12 protein-coding genes are annotated in these 15,078 nt (G+C 35.4%); 6 read left to right on the top strand and 6 right to left on the bottom strand.

Features of this window, described 5'->3' with window-relative positions; genetic code table 11:
- Nucleotides 1-137 precede the first annotated feature (137 nt).
- Nucleotides 138-545, top strand: coding sequence for a hypothetical protein (locus tag QP953_RS19485; RefSeq protein WP_309552482.1), 408 nt, complete (start codon nt 138-140; stop codon nt 543-545).
- Nucleotides 546-648: 103 nt separating this feature from the next.
- On the opposite strand, the gene QP953_RS19480 is transcribed toward QP953_RS19485, so the two are convergent.
- Entirely contained in the window at nt 649-1,632 is a 984-nt protein-coding gene (locus QP953_RS19480) for an IS110 family transposase (RefSeq protein ID WP_052599911.1), read from the bottom strand.
- A 266-nt stretch (nt 1,633-1,898) separates the two neighbouring features.
- Here QP953_RS19480 and QP953_RS19475 point away from each other — a divergent pair, with 266 nt between their 5' ends.
- From QP953_RS19475 to QP953_RS19455, 5 genes are all read left to right on the top strand, one after another.
- Nucleotides 1,899-2,102 carry a hypothetical protein gene (locus QP953_RS19475; protein ID WP_052599264.1) on the top strand — a complete coding sequence of 68 codons (204 nt, stop codon included), beginning with the start codon at nt 1,899-1,901 and terminating at the stop codon, nt 2,100-2,102.
- 57 nt (nt 2,103-2,159) lie between these two features.
- Nucleotides 2,160-3,059 carry a DUF4249 family protein gene (locus tag QP953_RS19470; protein WP_309552481.1) on the top strand — a complete coding sequence of 300 codons (900 nt, stop codon included), beginning with the start codon at nt 2,160-2,162 and terminating at the stop codon, nt 3,057-3,059.
- A 264-nt stretch (nt 3,060-3,323) separates the two neighbouring features.
- Nucleotides 3,324-4,439 (top strand): DUF6089 family protein, encoded by a 1,116-nt coding sequence (locus QP953_RS19465; RefSeq protein ID WP_052599266.1) that lies wholly within the window; start codon nt 3,324-3,326, stop codon nt 4,437-4,439.
- Between the two features lie 115 nt (nt 4,440-4,554).
- Entirely contained in the window at nt 4,555-5,406 is an 852-nt protein-coding gene (locus tag QP953_RS19460; protein ID WP_309552480.1) for a DUF6089 family protein, read from the top strand.
- A gap of 145 nt (nt 5,407-5,551) precedes the next feature.
- The gene (locus QP953_RS19455) at nt 5,552-6,163 is read left to right on the top strand and encodes a hypothetical protein (protein ID WP_309552479.1); all 612 of its coding nucleotides are present in this window, start codon (nt 5,552-5,554) and stop codon (nt 6,161-6,163) included.
- A gap of 464 nt (nt 6,164-6,627) precedes the next feature.
- On the opposite strand, the gene QP953_RS19450 is transcribed toward QP953_RS19455, so the two are convergent.
- The 5 genes from QP953_RS19450 to QP953_RS19430 all read right to left on the bottom strand — a co-directional run bounded on the left by QP953_RS19450 (nt 6,628) and on the right by QP953_RS19430 (nt 15,076).
- Nucleotides 6,628-7,950, bottom strand: coding sequence for a SusD/RagB family nutrient-binding outer membrane lipoprotein (locus tag QP953_RS19450; RefSeq protein ID WP_309552477.1), 1,323 nt, complete (start codon nt 7,948-7,950; stop codon nt 6,628-6,630).
- Nucleotides 7,951-8,053: 103 nt separating this feature from the next.
- Nucleotides 8,054-11,350: a SusC/RagA family TonB-linked outer membrane protein gene (locus QP953_RS19445; protein ID WP_309552476.1), complete on the bottom strand. Its 3,297-nt coding sequence runs from the start codon at nt 11,348-11,350 to the stop codon at nt 8,054-8,056.
- Between the two features lie 480 nt (nt 11,351-11,830).
- On the bottom strand, nt 11,831-12,457 hold the full coding sequence (locus QP953_RS19440; protein WP_052599272.1) for a deoxynucleoside kinase: 627 nt from the start codon (nt 12,455-12,457) through the stop codon (nt 11,831-11,833).
- Nucleotides 12,458-12,870: 413 nt separating this feature from the next.
- The gene (gene lpxB / locus QP953_RS19435) at nt 12,871-13,980 is read right to left on the bottom strand and encodes a lipid-A-disaccharide synthase (RefSeq protein ID WP_309552474.1); all 1,110 of its coding nucleotides are present in this window, start codon (nt 13,978-13,980) and stop codon (nt 12,871-12,873) included.
- Nucleotide 13,981: 1 nt separating this feature from the next.
- Nucleotides 13,982-15,076 (bottom strand): DUF695 domain-containing protein, encoded by a 1,095-nt coding sequence (locus QP953_RS19430; RefSeq protein WP_309552472.1) that lies wholly within the window; start codon nt 15,074-15,076, stop codon nt 13,982-13,984.
- Between the last annotated feature and the right edge of the window lie 2 nt (nt 15,077-15,078).

Here is a 15,078-nt window from a genome sequence, read left to right as displayed (position 1 = left end):
TTTGTTTGTTGGGTTTTTGTTTGAAATAAAAGTTTGGCAAAAATGTGCCTTTTTTGGCAAAAAACAGTCACTTTATAGCGTGAAAATAGCAGATATTTGTCGTGTGAAACTTTATCTAACAACAAATGATGCTAAGTATGAAATATTTACTAAACATATTGGGAGGGCTTTTTATTTTAAGCCATATTGCAGCAGGTCAAGGCGGCACAATCAATAATTTAAAGGAAGAGGCAACTCAAACGGCGGGAGTTGATCGACTGATAAAAACAACAGGAGTTCAAGAAAAAAGCGCGGTGCGGGATCGCATGGCGTATGTTAAAGCTAGGAATATAGAAAAAAAAGAAGCCATAAAAGTTTCTATACAAAATGGAGAAATGGTTGTTGGCAAAGCAAAAGACAAAATAGCATTGGCAAAAGATAGTTTATCTCAGAAAAGGAAAGAAAATAAAATTTCTGAACGAGAGTATGTCATACGAATGGCTAGAATTGATATGATAGAATCAAAAGCAAAAGCTTTGGAAAATATGTTGATAAGAAACCAATAGACATGAACACGAATAGAGTTGTATAGTTGAAAAAGCAGGATGTTTTTGTAGGCATACCATTTCATTCGTGATGAACTGTGTATATATGCAAACAAAAAAGTGATTAATTTACATTAAATTTTAAATAATACTGGTTATCAAAAGGATTACCAGATTTGACAACGCCAAAAACCTGTTTGACAAGTTTATGCATAACAGCAACAGCAGCAACCTTGTGGCATTTTCCGATGCTTCGCAAACGATCGTATAAATCTTTACAACTTTTATTATATTTCCTAGCACTTCGGGTAGCCATATATAAGCATGCTCGAACTTCTGCGTTTCCTTTTTTTGTTATTCCTCCTTTTTTATAAACAGAAGATCCAGAAATATGAGAAGAAGGAGCAAGACCTAGAAACTTAGCTAGTTGCTGTGGTTGCTTGAAATTTTGTATACCTCCTGTTGCACAGATTAATGCCTGTGCTGTTTTAGATCCAATCCCAACAACTGATTGCATCAATTCCAGTTGATGTTCTATCTCCTCATCATCAAGCGTATTTAATTGCTCTTCTAGTTCTTGAATTTCAATCTCTACGGTTTGTAAAATTGTTTTTAATGATTCTACAGCTTTAGTCGCAAATACAATTTGGTGATTAAAAGCATGCAGTTGATTTTTTAGCATTTGACGTTGCTTTTTTAAGCCACTTATCGTTGTCAAAAGTTGTTTTCGGTTTTCCATATCATCTGTTCGATGGTTGTATAAAGGCAAGTCTAAACGTTGTCCCATCAAAGCTAATGCTTTGGCTGCTTGTACATCATTTTTATTAGTGATACCTAGTACTTGCATGAAATTATGGCTTTGACTAGGATTAACAAGGGATACGTCGAAACTTAAATTTCTTAAAAAGTATAAGACTCGTTGACTGTAACAGCCAGTCGGTTCTAAGACAAATAAAGTATTTTTTGTTTTTATCTTAGATAACCATATCCTTATTTCTAGATTTGTATTTTTAATTGAATAACTTTTGTTATTTGAATTTGTTAATTCGTTAATATCTAAAACATTTTTACTGACATCAATTCCAATAATAGTTGTATAAGTACTCATTGGGATCTATTTTTTAAAATGAAAAAAAAGAATCATCATCGTTACACAGAGTCTTTTTCTGTTTTAAACAAATTGCTCCAAAGAACTGTCCGATTTTTATAGTGTAGTGTGGGGTTAAATATCACGATCGGTATTTTATACCATAATGTTTTCTACCTTTTTCACACTACTTTCTTGTATTTATACTTTTTTTTCACTTTTTTGTTTACAGTTTTAATGTACGATAATGTTTAATACTAAAGGTTGGTATAAATTGCACAAAAAATATGAAAAAAGCTATCTTGTTAGGATGTTTTTCTACCTTTTCTATCATAAGCTGTACGAGTGCCAATGAGTCTCCAGACGCACTATCAGATGATGTAAAAAGAAAAATCATTGCTTTAGAAACGGAGACAGAGATTATAGAAGCCAAAAGAGAAGAAATTCAAGCTTCTATTGAAGAGTTAGAAAAACTGTTAGAGGAGTTATAGTTGCGAGATAAATAGCAAGTATAACCAATTAAATTTTATTACAACAATTATTAAAGAATGCGTTATTTAGTCTGTTTGTCGCTTTTTCTTGTATTGATTGCTTGCGAAGATATGGAGACAGTTGTTGAAGTAGAATTGCCACCAATAGAAAAGAAATTGGTCATTGAGTGTTATTTGGAAGCTGGACAACCTTATCGATTGTTATTGACAGAAACCAAGGACTATTTTGATGATTTGAAAGCCTGTCCATTTGTTCGAAAAGCAATTGTTGTTATAACACATGGAGGAATAAAAGACACGCTAAATGAGGCTTTCTTTTTTAATGACAATTGTGACGTAGACGATATTATTCCTTATGGCTTTTTGCCTTATTTAAGTCCAGATTCAACTCGATTTTTTAATTATGGTTCTACTTCATTGTGTCCATTGGATTACACCCAACCATTTACCGTAGAAGTATGGGATACCATTAGCAATCGTTATGCTACGGCAACCACCCAATTTTTGCCTCCATCACCTATTTTAGATTTTAAGACAGAGTTTAATAACTCAGGAAAAGCATATGCTTTATTAACAACAGAAGACGACCCTAATACAGAAAATTATTATCGTTTGGTATTGCATGAAACTTCGTTAACCAAAAAGGGAGAAGGGCTTTTGCCTATTCCTGTAGGTCGAAAACCAAGATTTGATCGAGTATTAGATGATGGTGGTATTTTTAATGGCAATGTTGTAACTACAGCCTCCAATTATCGTTTTGAATCGGGAGATACATTAATTGGAACTATTTATCATTTAGAGAAGCATTACCACGATTACTTAGAGTCGGTTCGAGATGCTCAAGGAGCCAATAATAGTCCTTTTGGTCAGCCTGCGGCTATACAGTCTAATATCACAGGAGGAACAGGAATATTCACCTTCTTGTCTTATGATCGTGATACCATTTATGTTCCTTGATAAATTAGAGGGAGAAAGGAAACGACAGTATATTTTATGTGTATTCTACTTTTTTTGTAAAAAGCCATTGTTATAAGGGGTATAAAGCGAATCTTCTTTTGAAAATTTCTTTTAAAAATGTATTTTTAATTAAAACAGATTACTTAGTTCGTTAGAGTGGTTTATAATATTTGGGAGTGCTTGTTCGTTACTATTCAAAAAACATCCAAAAGGAAGACCACTCCAAGCTAAAATACCTTTCAGATATCGTATTAAATTGTTACTATGAAAAGAATATTGTTGATTGTTGCAGTTGTGTGTGCCCCATTTTTAACTAAAGCTCAATTTAATTGGGGACATAACTACTTTGAAGTTGGTCTAGGTGGTGGTGTTATGAACTATTCTGGCGAATTGACCAATTCAATTTTTGATTTTAAGCACATGCATTTTGGTGGTGCGTTGTTTGGTCGATATAATGTTGGTCCATTTTTTAGCGTACGTTTGCAGTTGGCATTGGGATCTATTTCTGGAAGTGATGCCGATTCGCCTGATTTTAGAAATAGAATTCGAAATTTAAGTTTTAACTCACATCTTTTTGAAGGTTCTTTGATTGCGGAAGCAAACCTAATGGGATTTCAGCCTAGAGGACATGAGAAAATGTTTTCACCTTATGTTTTTGTAGGAATAGGTGTGTTTAACTTTAATCCTTATACGACACATTTTGATCCAAACTTAGACGGTCAACGGGTATTTTTGCAAGAAATAAACACAGAAGGACAGGGAAGTTCTACATTTTCCAATAGATCGCCTTATGCTAGAACGCAAATATCTATTCCAATGGGACTAGGGATTAAATATGCTGTTAATAGTAATATTAGCATCGGCTTTGAAGTAGGATTCCGTCCAACGTTTACAGATTATTTGGATGATGTTGGTCAAACATATCCTGTAAATGCTTTAACAGGAGAGCCGTTTTATGATCAAACGCCTTATTTGGCAGGACAATATGGAGATAAGTCGACACAAGAGTTATTTGCGGATAAGAGTTATTCTTTTATTTTAGATGAATTGCAAGCAAGAGCTTTGGCAGGTGATCCGAATTTAAATGCAGAGTTAGCAACGCATATTCAAGGAATGACTCTAAGCGAGTTTTTGAATTACATTACGCCTTATATAGATAATCCTAATACTGCAATTGCTGGTTCAAAAGAAGAGGCAGCAGTGACAGAATACAATGGGTATATTAATGCTAGAGGAGGAAACTTAGTAAGAGGGGATAAATTGAACGATTGGTATGTGTTTACTATGGTGACTGTTTCTTACAACTTTATTGAAAACGGTTTGGTAGGTGCCCGCAAACGTCGCAAGAGAAGAGCCGGATGTAAAAGCTCTCAGTTTTAATCTGTTTAGCAATACAATATATTGATTTATGGATTATCAAAAGACACTGCTATACAGTATTTATAGTCTGCTTTTGTAGCATACTATTTTGATTTGATAATCCATAAATTTTCTTATGTATAAGCTAATTATTCTCCTCCTCACAAGCTGTTTTTGTTGCCTGTCTACTACAAAAGCTCAATTTGTAGAGTTAGGAGGCTTTGGAGGAGCCTTAAGTTTTAATGGAGATGTTAACGAAGGAGATATTTTGTCTAATACCAATGCTGCCTTTGGAGGCTTTTTTCGTTACAATCCTCATCCTCACTTAGCCGTTACTTTAAGTTTTATAAAAGGAACCTTAGAAGCCAAGGACCGTTCCTCAAAACACAACAATATTCGCGAGCGAAATCTCAGCTTTAAGTCGGATTTGATGGAATTTTCCTTAATTCCTGAGTTTAATATACTACCATTTTATCCTAAAAAATCTAAGCAAATACTGGCACCTTATATTGGTATTGGAATAGGTGTTATTGTCTTCAATCCAACCACAAAGTACGAAGGCGAGTGGGTTGCGCTACAAGCGATTGGAACAGAAGGTCAAGGCTTAGAGGGCTATCCTTCTAAATATAGCTTGGTAGAGTTCGCTGTTCCTGTATTATTAGGTTTAAAGTATTCTATTGGTGGTCGATTAAACATCGCTTTGGAAATCGGATATCGATTTACAACAACAGATTACTTAGATGATGTGAGCACGATCTATTTGCCTAAAAAAACATTAATGAATAGTAGCCAGTTAGCAGTAGCATTATCAAACAGAACGGAAGAATACACAGGAGTAGTTGCCGATCATTTGACAGGAACACGCCGAGGGAATTCTAACAATAAAGATAGTTATCTTACTTTTGGAATTCGGATATCCTTTGGATTGTATGGGAAAAAAGCGTACAAACGGAAAAAGATGCAGTATAAAATTAATAAATGGTTTTAGGTATAGTTGTGAAATTAGTTGCAAAATGTTGTTTTACAATTTTTTATAATTAATGAAGTTCTTGTTTTTTATAATAAAAAAACAAACAATATTTCTAAAAGGTTGTTTCCCTAGTATCAATCAATACTCTATAAAACAATTTTTTATGAAACAGTATTTCCTAATTCTTGCGCTTTTAATTAGTGTCAACACCTTTGTGTCAGCTCAAAGTCACTCAACACTCAATAGTGAAGCTAGGTTTCTCATCCGTCCAATGCTATTCATTGATTATAATATGTACCATTGGTATCAAGAACCTCTCAAAACAGTAGATGGGACTCCTAAAAATATGGGACAAGCATTTAATGTATTGCCTGGTTTGGGTGCGGGAGTTATTTTGGGTAAAAAAACAGCCTTTTTATTCTCATTAGAAGCTTCTGTCAAGTATTTTCCATTCAGCCTAGACTTAGCAGGTTATGAAGGGATCGGTGCGGTTTCCTTTCCAGTTCTAGCAAATTTCAGAATTCCTCTAAATGGTTTCTTTTTTATGCAAGTAGGAGGAGGGATTCAGTGGAATAAGATAAATATACACGATCGGTCGGCTGCCCATAAAAGATATCCCAATCCCTTTTTTATGACGTATGTCGGAGAAATAGCAGTAGGAGCAGAAGAAAGCGTTTATATTTTATATTTTGCACGGTTTGGATACAATTCAGATCAATCTACTACATTGGATTTAGGACTAAGAGTCGGTATACATGGAAGTCTTTGGGACTGATACCATTTTAGTTTTGAGAAAACTAAAATGGTATCAGCCGAGCGAAGCGAGGGAAAGGAAAAGAGGGGAAGGAAAAAAGTTTACATCTATTTTAGTTTTGAGAAAACTAAAATGGTATCAGCCGAGTGAAGCGAGGGAAAGGAAAGAGGAGAAGAAAAAAAGTTTGCGTCTATTTTAGTTTTGAGAAAACTAAAATAGTATCCGCCGAGCGAAATGAGGGAAAGGAAAAGAGGGGAAGGAAAAAAGTTTACGTCTATTGTAGTTTTGAGAAAACTAAAATAGCATCCGCCAATCATCTATCACCATTTATAAGGAAGTAGATCAAACCTAGTAATAATGCTATAGAGTTGTTTGAAAAACTCATTTTTTGAGCAAATTTGTTTACTTGAAATTAGCCTGATACAAAAAAAAGAGCTACCCCAAAAAAAGAGGTAGCTCCCTATACTATTAGTTATGAGCAGAATTTAGTTCATATCCCACCATACTTTGTCAAATAGAGTTACCCCTACAGGACAATTTGAATTATAGTTAACCTCATCATTAGGGTAAGGCAATCTAACAGGAATTTGAGAACCAGAATTTGGAGTCAAACTAGGGATACCTGTTCTTCTCCAATCATTGAATACTTCTACATCTGTATACAATGCGATGTATTTTTGCGTCATAATTTCGTTCATACTAAGTGTAGCTTGACCAGGATCAACGGCACCTTGAGCCACATAAGCAGGATAGTCTCCACTAACACCCAATTCCGCAAAAGAACTAGAAATACCATCCAAGTAAGCTTGATGCGTTGCCGCAGTAGCACCTTCAGTTTTCATTCTACACTCTGCCTCTATAAACTTCAACTCTGTATACGTCATTAGAGGTTGAGCTTGATCTGGTACAAATATAGGATGAGGTACAGTTAGTGGCGCACCCAAAATCTTCCCTCTAACAGTGTCATTCAAAGAATTCATTAAACTAACATAGTTGGCTCCAACAGCAATATCATTTCTTTCATTGTTGTATTGAAACCATGGTGCATTAGCCGTTGCTGCCGTACCAAATTTTAAGTCAGCATCATCTTCCCATGAAGAAAAACCATTGGTTAAAGCCGTTAGTGCTTTGGTGTAATTACTTTGATCAACTAACCCCAAGTGCAAATGAGCTCTAGCTTTTAGCGAATAAGCAAATTTAGTCCAAAGAGAAATATCTCCACCATATATAACATCGTCTGGTCCAGGTACAAGTCCATTGTTGGTAGCTGCGAAGTTAGTGATACTTTCGTCCAAAAGATTTTGAATGCTAGTATAAATACTTTCTTGGCTATCAAACATTGGTTGTAAGTTTTCACGTCCTTGTAATGCTTGGCTATAAGGAACGTCGCCGAATAAATCGGTTGTCAACATGATTGTGTAGGCTTCTAAGACTTGAGCTATTCCAGTATAATGTGGATTTCCATTAGCACTAATCTTTAATTGGTTGATCTCTTGTAAGATACCAGAGTAAAGATTTTGACTCCAAAGTGCATCAACATCTGTTGGTTGGAGCCCATAGTTTTGGATGACAGAAAATTGGCGAGTAACCCCGTCAACATGCTGTGTGAAGATTGAACTAAATCTTGACGCATCTCCACCTACCACATATGCCAATCTCAATTGAGCAGCAGGAAGGATTACAGGGGGAGTGACGCTAGAGGGGCTATCTGGATCTACGTTGGTATCTCCAAAATACTGCTCACACGAGCTAAATCCAACTAGGATAAGCATCAAGATGATCAGATGAAATGATTTTATACGAATCATAATTTTTTATTTTGATAACATGCTCTTATTTGTTCTTAATGGAAAAGAACAACATAGCAGCAACATATGCTGCTATGCTTGCATGATAGATTATGGTTACAAATTAGAATTTAACATTTAGACTAAGTGCAAAACTACGCGTGTTAGGCATTTGGAAATAATCCAAACCTTGTCCATTACTAGATGAACCTACCAAGCTTGTTTCTGGGTCAATTCCTTCATAAGGTGTAATCAAGAATAAGTTACGACCAACAAATGAAATGGTAATTCCAGTAAATGGCGTTTTGCTAAGTAATTTAGAACTCAAGGTATAACTTAAGCTCAATTGACGTAATCTAAACCAAGAAGTCTCTTGAACGAAATGTTCTGCAACAGAGCCAAATCCTCCACCATTTCCTGTGTACCAATTTTCATCTCTCAAAACAGGTTTAGTATTGGTAGAACCATCTTGTGTAACGCCTTCAAAAACATAGTTAGGAGCATCACCAGGCATGTCTCTGTTTTCTGTCAATTTGCTCATACCAAAATAAGTCAAGGCACCTTGGGTTCCATTCCACATTTGACCACCTTGTTTCCAATCTAAAAGAAAAGATAAAGAAAGTCCTTTGTATGATAAGGTATTGTTAATACCCAACAAGAAGTCAGGATTAGGATTACCAATTGGACGCTCAAGTGGATCAACTAGTGGATAACCACTTGCGCTGTCAATAACCATTTGACCATTAGGGTTATATGGCTTGTCTACGTTAAAGATTGGATTGCCATTAGCATCTGTATCGTTAACACGCATAAAGGCACCACCATAAATTTGACCATACTCTTGACCAACAACATTGTAAATACTAGAACCCGTAAAACCATCTAGGTATTGTCTTTCAACACCATCAGCTAGGGCATCTACTACTGTTTTCCAATGTGTGAAGTTGATACCAATATCCCATCTAAAGTCTTTTGTTTTTACAGGAGTAGCATTTAAGACGATATCAACACCATTGGTGCTCAAAGAACCACTGTTCAAAACTGCTCTTTGGAAACCAGAAGTAGCCGCAATTGGCACGACTAAAATTTGGTTAGCAGATTGACGATAGTAATAAGTAGCATCTAAATTTAAACGCCCTTTGAAGAATCTTAAATCTGCTCCTACCTCGTAATCTGTCGTTCTAGATGGTTTTAGGTTTGGATTGCCCAAAACAGCATCGTAGATATACGCAGCTTGCCCATTGAATGGGAATAAAATACCATCTGTCCAACCATCGTTAAGTGCATTAATTGTTCCTGGCTCAGGATTGGTAAAGTTGGTTCCTGTCAAATATGCTGTAGGGGCTCCACCACCTACTTGAGCAAAGGAGAAACGAACCTTGCCGAAAGATAAGATATCATTGTCAGGTAATAATTCTGTAAATACAAAACTTAAAGAAGCTGAAGGGTAGAAGACAGAAAGATCTCCCGCTTTAAATTTCTTGGTAGGAGCAATTAGAGTCGACAACCAATCGTTTCTTGCTGTTAAGGATAAGTACAACATGTTTTTGAACCCATACTCTACACTTGCAAACAAAGAGTAGGTCTTTGTCCTTGTTAGATCAGTAATAGATGTAACCGAACCTGTATTACTCAAGTGCATAAATCCAGGGAAGCTTAACCCATCACCTTGGGTTAATTGTTGGTTGAGGCGAGTTGTAAAAAATTCTGTACCAATGTTATAGCTAAGGCTATGGTCGTCGCCAAAGTACTTGCTACCTAAAACATTTACAAAAGCATTGATATTGTGGTAAGTATATTGATCTTCGATTACTTGACCATTAGGAAGTGTTCTGGAACCAATTTCAAACGATTGTTTTCTGGTATCGGAATAAAAATCCGTACCAATTTTAGTACTTAATGTCAACCACTTTGTAAATTCATACGAAGCGTTCAGGTTACCAATGAAACGATTAACACGATCTACAAAAGGACTATTGTTTACAACCCAGTAAGGATTATCATACCCACCACCACCACGGTAGTTTCTTTGAGTTTTATCAGAAGAAAAGTAATAAGAACTAGAATTGTTTACAGGATCAGCTAAACCATTAGCATTGTCAAATGTAGAAGGTGTACGCAACAAACCTAACATAATACCAGAAGTATTAGAGCCTTGTTGAATTCTATTTCCTCCTGAATTAACATAGTTGATGCTAGTTCCAATTTTCATTTTATTATCCAAGAAATTAGCCTGAGAGTTTAGACCAACATTGATTCTTTCAAATGTATTGTTAGGAATAATACCATCTTGCTTTAGATGACTGAATGAAAAACGGTATGTGGCGACAGTACCTCCACCAGAAACAGACAAGGCATTTTTCCAAGCGTGACCCAATTGGAAAAAGCTATTTAGATTGTCGTAAGGAGTTACTTTTTGACCTGCATTAGGATCGCTTTGACCTACAATTTTACCATTGTTGTCGTATTGATAGGTAGCATCTCCATCCCAATAAAGTGTATCAATTAGTGGTCCCCAGCTTGTTGGCCAACCTGTTTCAGGACCTCTATATTCTGGAGTTACACCATCAGCACTAAACCAACTTGTTCCTTGCGCATATTTGTTTTGTAACTCAGGTAATTTGTTTACTTGAGAAAGTGTGTAAGTGGAGGTATAATCTACAGAAATACCATTTTTAGTTTTTCCGCCTTTACCTTTCTTAGTTGTAATAACCAATACTCCACGAGCCCCTTCAGCACCGTAAAGAGCAGATGCGGCAGCACCTTTTAGGACAACAACGGATTCAATGTCGTTTGGATTGATATCAATACCACGGTTAGAGTAGGCAACACCAGCTAAAGAACGCTCTGTTGTTAACTCTTCGTTGTTGATACGAACACCATCAACAACAATTAATGCTTCATTATTACCATTCAAAGAGGTAGGTCCTCTAAGTACAACTCTTGAAGAAGCACCCGCAGCACCAGAAGCACTTGTAACTTGTAAACCTGCTACTTTTCCATTCAGTGCATCTACAAAGTTGGCAGTGTTGGATTTTGCGACTTCTTCACCATCCACTTCTTGGATGGCATAACCTAAAGCTTTTTCAGAGCGTTTAACACCCAAAGCTGTTACGACTACTTTTTCTAAATCTACTCCTTCTAATAGAGTAACATTGATAGTAGTTCCTGTAATTTCTACTTCTTGTGTAGCATACCCAATGTAGCTAAATAAAAGGGTTGTAGCATCCTCTGGTACCTCAATAGAATAATTTCCATCAATATCTGTAATAGTACCAGATGCCGAGCCTTTCATTAAGACGGTTGCGCCAATGATTGCATCGCCATTCTCATCCGTTACGGCACCAGAAATTGTTTTCTGGGCATAAACGGTCCCTATAGAGAAGACTAGCAACACTAGCATCGTGTTGAATAGTTTCATAAAAAACCTTTTGTTTTTTGAGTTTAAATAAAAATAGTTTGCGTGTCTAATGTACTTATAAAAGTTAGGAAAATAACAGTTTGTTAAATTTTTTTTAACAAAATAGTTTGTTAAAGTTGTATTTTTGATTAATTGTTTAATATTTCAATCTTTTGATTATTAGATTATTATAGTTAGTTTTTATCTATTATTTGTAATTGCACACTTTTTTCATAAAAAAAGTATTCTAAGCTTTTAACAAAGTTTTAAATGAAAAAAAGTGGTTAACCGTTAGGTTAAAAACTATAAAAACAAAGAAATTCAAAATGTTATTTGGTCGTATTTTTGTGACAGGCAAAAAAAGGTTTTTTAGAAAAAATGCTTTTCTAATGTTAAATTAATGTAAATAGAATAATAAAAAAAAGCTACCTCTACTAGAGATAGCTTATGATTCTGTATTATACTTAAAAAGTGTGTTAAGTCTCCACGAAATTAAGCGTGTTAAAGTCCTTCTAAGTTTAATTGTTTTGAAACTTCGTCAACAACAAATTGTCTGTGTTCTGCATTGTTTTTGTAGTCTAATTCATTAACATCCAGGACAAGTAATTTGCCTTCTTCGTAGTTGTTAATCCAATCTTCATACTTGTCATTGAGCGATTTTAAATAATTTAAGCTCATTGTAGATTCGTAATCGCGTCCTCTTTTCTGAATGTGATTCACTAGGGTAGGAACACTGGCTTTTAGATAAATAAGCAAATCTGGAGCATTGACTTGTGAGCTCATTAATTTGAATAAATCAAAGTAATTGTGAAAGTCGCGAGTAGCCATCAAGCCCATTTTATGCAAGTTGGGCGCAAAAATGTGTGCATCTTCGTAGATAGAGCGATCTTGGATAACAGTTTTGTTACCTCTTTGAATTTCAACAATTTGTCGGTACCGATTGTTTAAGAAGTAGATTTGCAAATTAAAAGACCAACGACTCATATCATTATAAAAATCCTCCAAATAAGGATTGTCGTCTGTTGATTCATAATTTACTTCCCATCCATAATGGTTGCTTAATAATTCACAAAGTGTTGTTTTTCCAGCGCCAATATTTCCTGCAATTGCAATGTGTTTTGGTTTCATCGTCTTATTTACTGTCAGTGTTTAAATGATTATTTACTTTGATATAATACCATATTGAAAACAGTTTAGTTTTTGTCCTGATATTGCCAGGTATTAAAATTTGACAATCAGTGCCATACAAAAAGCCTAATGGTACTCTTGTTAGTGTCATGGTTTCATTCCCAAAGTATTAGGGTTAAAATAAAGTTTTTTTATAAAAGAATGGCATCCTATAGATTAATAGTTATTGATTTTTTTGTTTTTCTAAATTAGCCCAAGCTTTTTTGGAAAAAAAGCAGCTCTTAAACCAACCATTTTCTACTTTATTAACGTTTTTTGAGTTAAGTAAGCAAGGAGACGAAAGTCTCCAGTGACTTTTGTTCTCCTTGGATGTTTTTTGGGAAGAAACATCCATTTTGAGTAAGTTGGTTGGACTACAAACGCAAATGCTTTATCATGCTCTGGGCTGCCTTTTGGGACGCACCTTGATGACCTAATTTTTTAGATAAAAGCAGATAGTTTTCTAGCATTTCTTGCCGTTTAGGTCCAGCTATAATTTGCTGAAGTTCTATCTTTAGCTGCTGTGTAGTTAAGTCGTGTTGGATGAGTTCTGGCACGACTTTTTTTTGCATGATTAAGTTAACAATAGAGATAAAAGGAACTTTTATAATTCGTTTGACAATAGCATATAATAAAGCACTAGCCTTGTAACAAACAATTTGAGGCACTTTGAATAGTGCTGTTTCTAACGTTGCTGTACCAGAAGTAACCAATGCAGCATGGCTGTTTTCTAGCAGGTGATAGGTCTGATTTTGCAAAAGAACTACATTGGTTTTGTGTTGAGTAAAAGGCTGATAAAAATCGGGAGAAATACTAGGAGCGCCAGCAATGACAAATTGATAATCGGGAAAATCGTCAACAATACTTAGCATTGTTGCTAACATGGATCTAATTTCTTGTTTTCGGCTTCCTGGCAACAAAGCAATAATAGGAGCAGTTCCCAATTGGTGTTTGTCTCTAAAATCAATTTCTGTTTGATGAGCATGGATGACATCTAATAATGGATGACCTACAAATTCAACCGAGTAGTTGTGTTTGGCATAAAAGTCTGCTTCAAAAGGAAGAATAACAAACATTTTGTCGATATAGCGCTTGATTTTTTCCACGCGTTTTTCTCTGGTGGCCCATATTTGAGGAGAGATATAGTAGAAGATTTTATACCCCTGATTTTTTGCCCATTTGGCTATTCGTAGATTAAACCCAGAATAATCAATTAAGATTAAAACATCAGGAGAAAAAGCTTGGATATCTTGGCGACAAAATTTAAAATTTCCTAAAATAGTAGGCAAGTTTTTTAATACTTGTCCTATTCCCATAAATGCTAAGTCTTTGTAATGTTTTGCCAATACAGCCCCCGCAGCTTGCATCAAATCTCCACCCCATGCTCTAAATTCAGCAAAAGCATCGACTTCTTTTAAAGCTTTGATTAAGTTAGAGCCATGCAAATCTCCAGAAGCTTCTCCTGATATTACGTAGTATTTCATCTTAATGCTTTACAAAGCGATTGAAAGATAACCAATATTTATCTTTGTATATGGTATAATCTATTGTTATCTTAGAATGGTATTTTTGTTGGAGAGCAAAGCAAACCAAAGAAGGGTTTCTAAACTCTTTGCACGCTAAAAATAAAGTCCTTTTATGATCGCCTGTCTGTCGACCAACGTTTAAATATCCTTCTCTGCTAGGAAGCTCTTGAGTCAGCTCATCCTCCAAATCATTTAAAAAATCATACATTTCTTGATTGGGCATACCATTGTTGTCTTCACCATTGTAAGGAATTTCAACGCGAAGAATCCAAGGGTGAGAAGCTTTGGAATCCCATCTCAAAAGTTCTCTATTAATAGTCACAATAATTCTATTGTCATTCTCAAGAACACCTTCTAGCATAGCATACTCATCATCATCCGTATTGTGTCGAGTGCCATTATATTTTTCAATAAATTCTTTTTGTCGCCAAGTTAGAAAGGCATTCAACTTCTCTATAGGAATCAACTTTTGGTCAGCTTGATTGGGACCAACTAGGTCTATATTGTCAATAAGTGTAGCGAAGTTAAGCTCTCCCAAAAAATTATCTAAAAAGATAAAGGTGCCACTAGAGATAATTTTTTCGTTGTCTGGCTTATAGTCTTGATGCACGAATGTAATATCAATAGCATCGGGTTGTGCCTCGTGTTCATGGTAGTAGAAACTGATGGTCTCTTTATTGAACTCATATCCAGACATCTTAATACTAATGTTCGGAGAATTAGAAGGCGGTTTTAAAGCCGTGAATCGCCACCCTTTGATAAAAGGCGCTGCTGCTACCAAAGCTTCAACAAAAACGATGTTTTTGATGTTCCCTTCTGTGGTAAAAACCAATTCAGCAGTGCTTTCATCGGCCATACCTGCCAGAAAGTAAAAGCCTTCGTGCAGTTGATCCAATTGACTAGATAACTTGTTGAAAAGACCAAGTTCAACATTGTTGCGTTCCTTTACAACCTTATGGAATTCTTTTTCTTTTGATTGGAACCATGCCCAAAATGCCGCATAGTAATTATTGTTCTCTGACTCAGATTGGAATATTTTTTTGAAAAACTTCATCC

This window comes from Aureispira sp. CCB-E, assembly GCF_031326345.1.
Taxonomy (GTDB): domain Bacteria; phylum Bacteroidota; class Bacteroidia; order Chitinophagales; family Saprospiraceae; genus Aureispira.
This window is presented reverse-complemented; position numbering and strand designations above follow the sequence as displayed.

Bases quoted from the DNA above. Each gene is read 5' to 3' on its own strand.
- QP953_RS19465 (WP_052599266.1), top strand. From the start codon at position 3,324: ATGAAAAGAATATTGTTGATTGTTGCAGTTGTGTGTGCCCCATTTTTA.
- QP953_RS19475 (WP_052599264.1), top strand. From the start codon at position 1,899: ATGAAAAAAGCTATCTTGTTAGGATGTTTTTCTACCTTTTCTATCATA.
- QP953_RS19470 (WP_309552481.1), top strand. From the start codon at position 2,160: ATGCGTTATTTAGTCTGTTTGTCGCTTTTTCTTGTATTGATTGCTTGC.
- QP953_RS19480 (WP_052599911.1), bottom strand. From the start codon at position 1,632: ATGAGTACTTATACAACTATTATTGGAATTGATGTCAGTAAAAATGTT.
- lpxB (WP_309552474.1), bottom strand. From the start codon at position 13,980: ATGAAATACTACGTAATATCAGGAGAAGCTTCTGGAGATTTGCATGGC.
- QP953_RS19485 (WP_309552482.1), top strand. From the start codon at position 138: ATGAAATATTTACTAAACATATTGGGAGGGCTTTTTATTTTAAGCCAT.
- QP953_RS19450 (WP_309552477.1), bottom strand. From the start codon at position 7,950: ATGATTCGTATAAAATCATTTCATCTGATCATCTTGATGCTTATCCTA.
- QP953_RS19455 (WP_309552479.1), top strand. From the start codon at position 5,552: ATGAAACAGTATTTCCTAATTCTTGCGCTTTTAATTAGTGTCAACACC.
- QP953_RS19430 (WP_309552472.1), bottom strand. From the start codon at position 15,076: ATGAAGTTTTTCAAAAAAATATTCCAATCTGAGTCAGAGAACAATAAT.
- QP953_RS19460 (WP_309552480.1), top strand. From the start codon at position 4,555: ATGTATAAGCTAATTATTCTCCTCCTCACAAGCTGTTTTTGTTGCCTG.
- QP953_RS19445 (WP_309552476.1), bottom strand. From the start codon at position 11,350: ATGAAACTATTCAACACGATGCTAGTGTTGCTAGTCTTCTCTATAGGG.
- QP953_RS19440 (WP_052599272.1), bottom strand. From the start codon at position 12,457: ATGAAACCAAAACACATTGCAATTGCAGGAAATATTGGCGCTGGAAAA.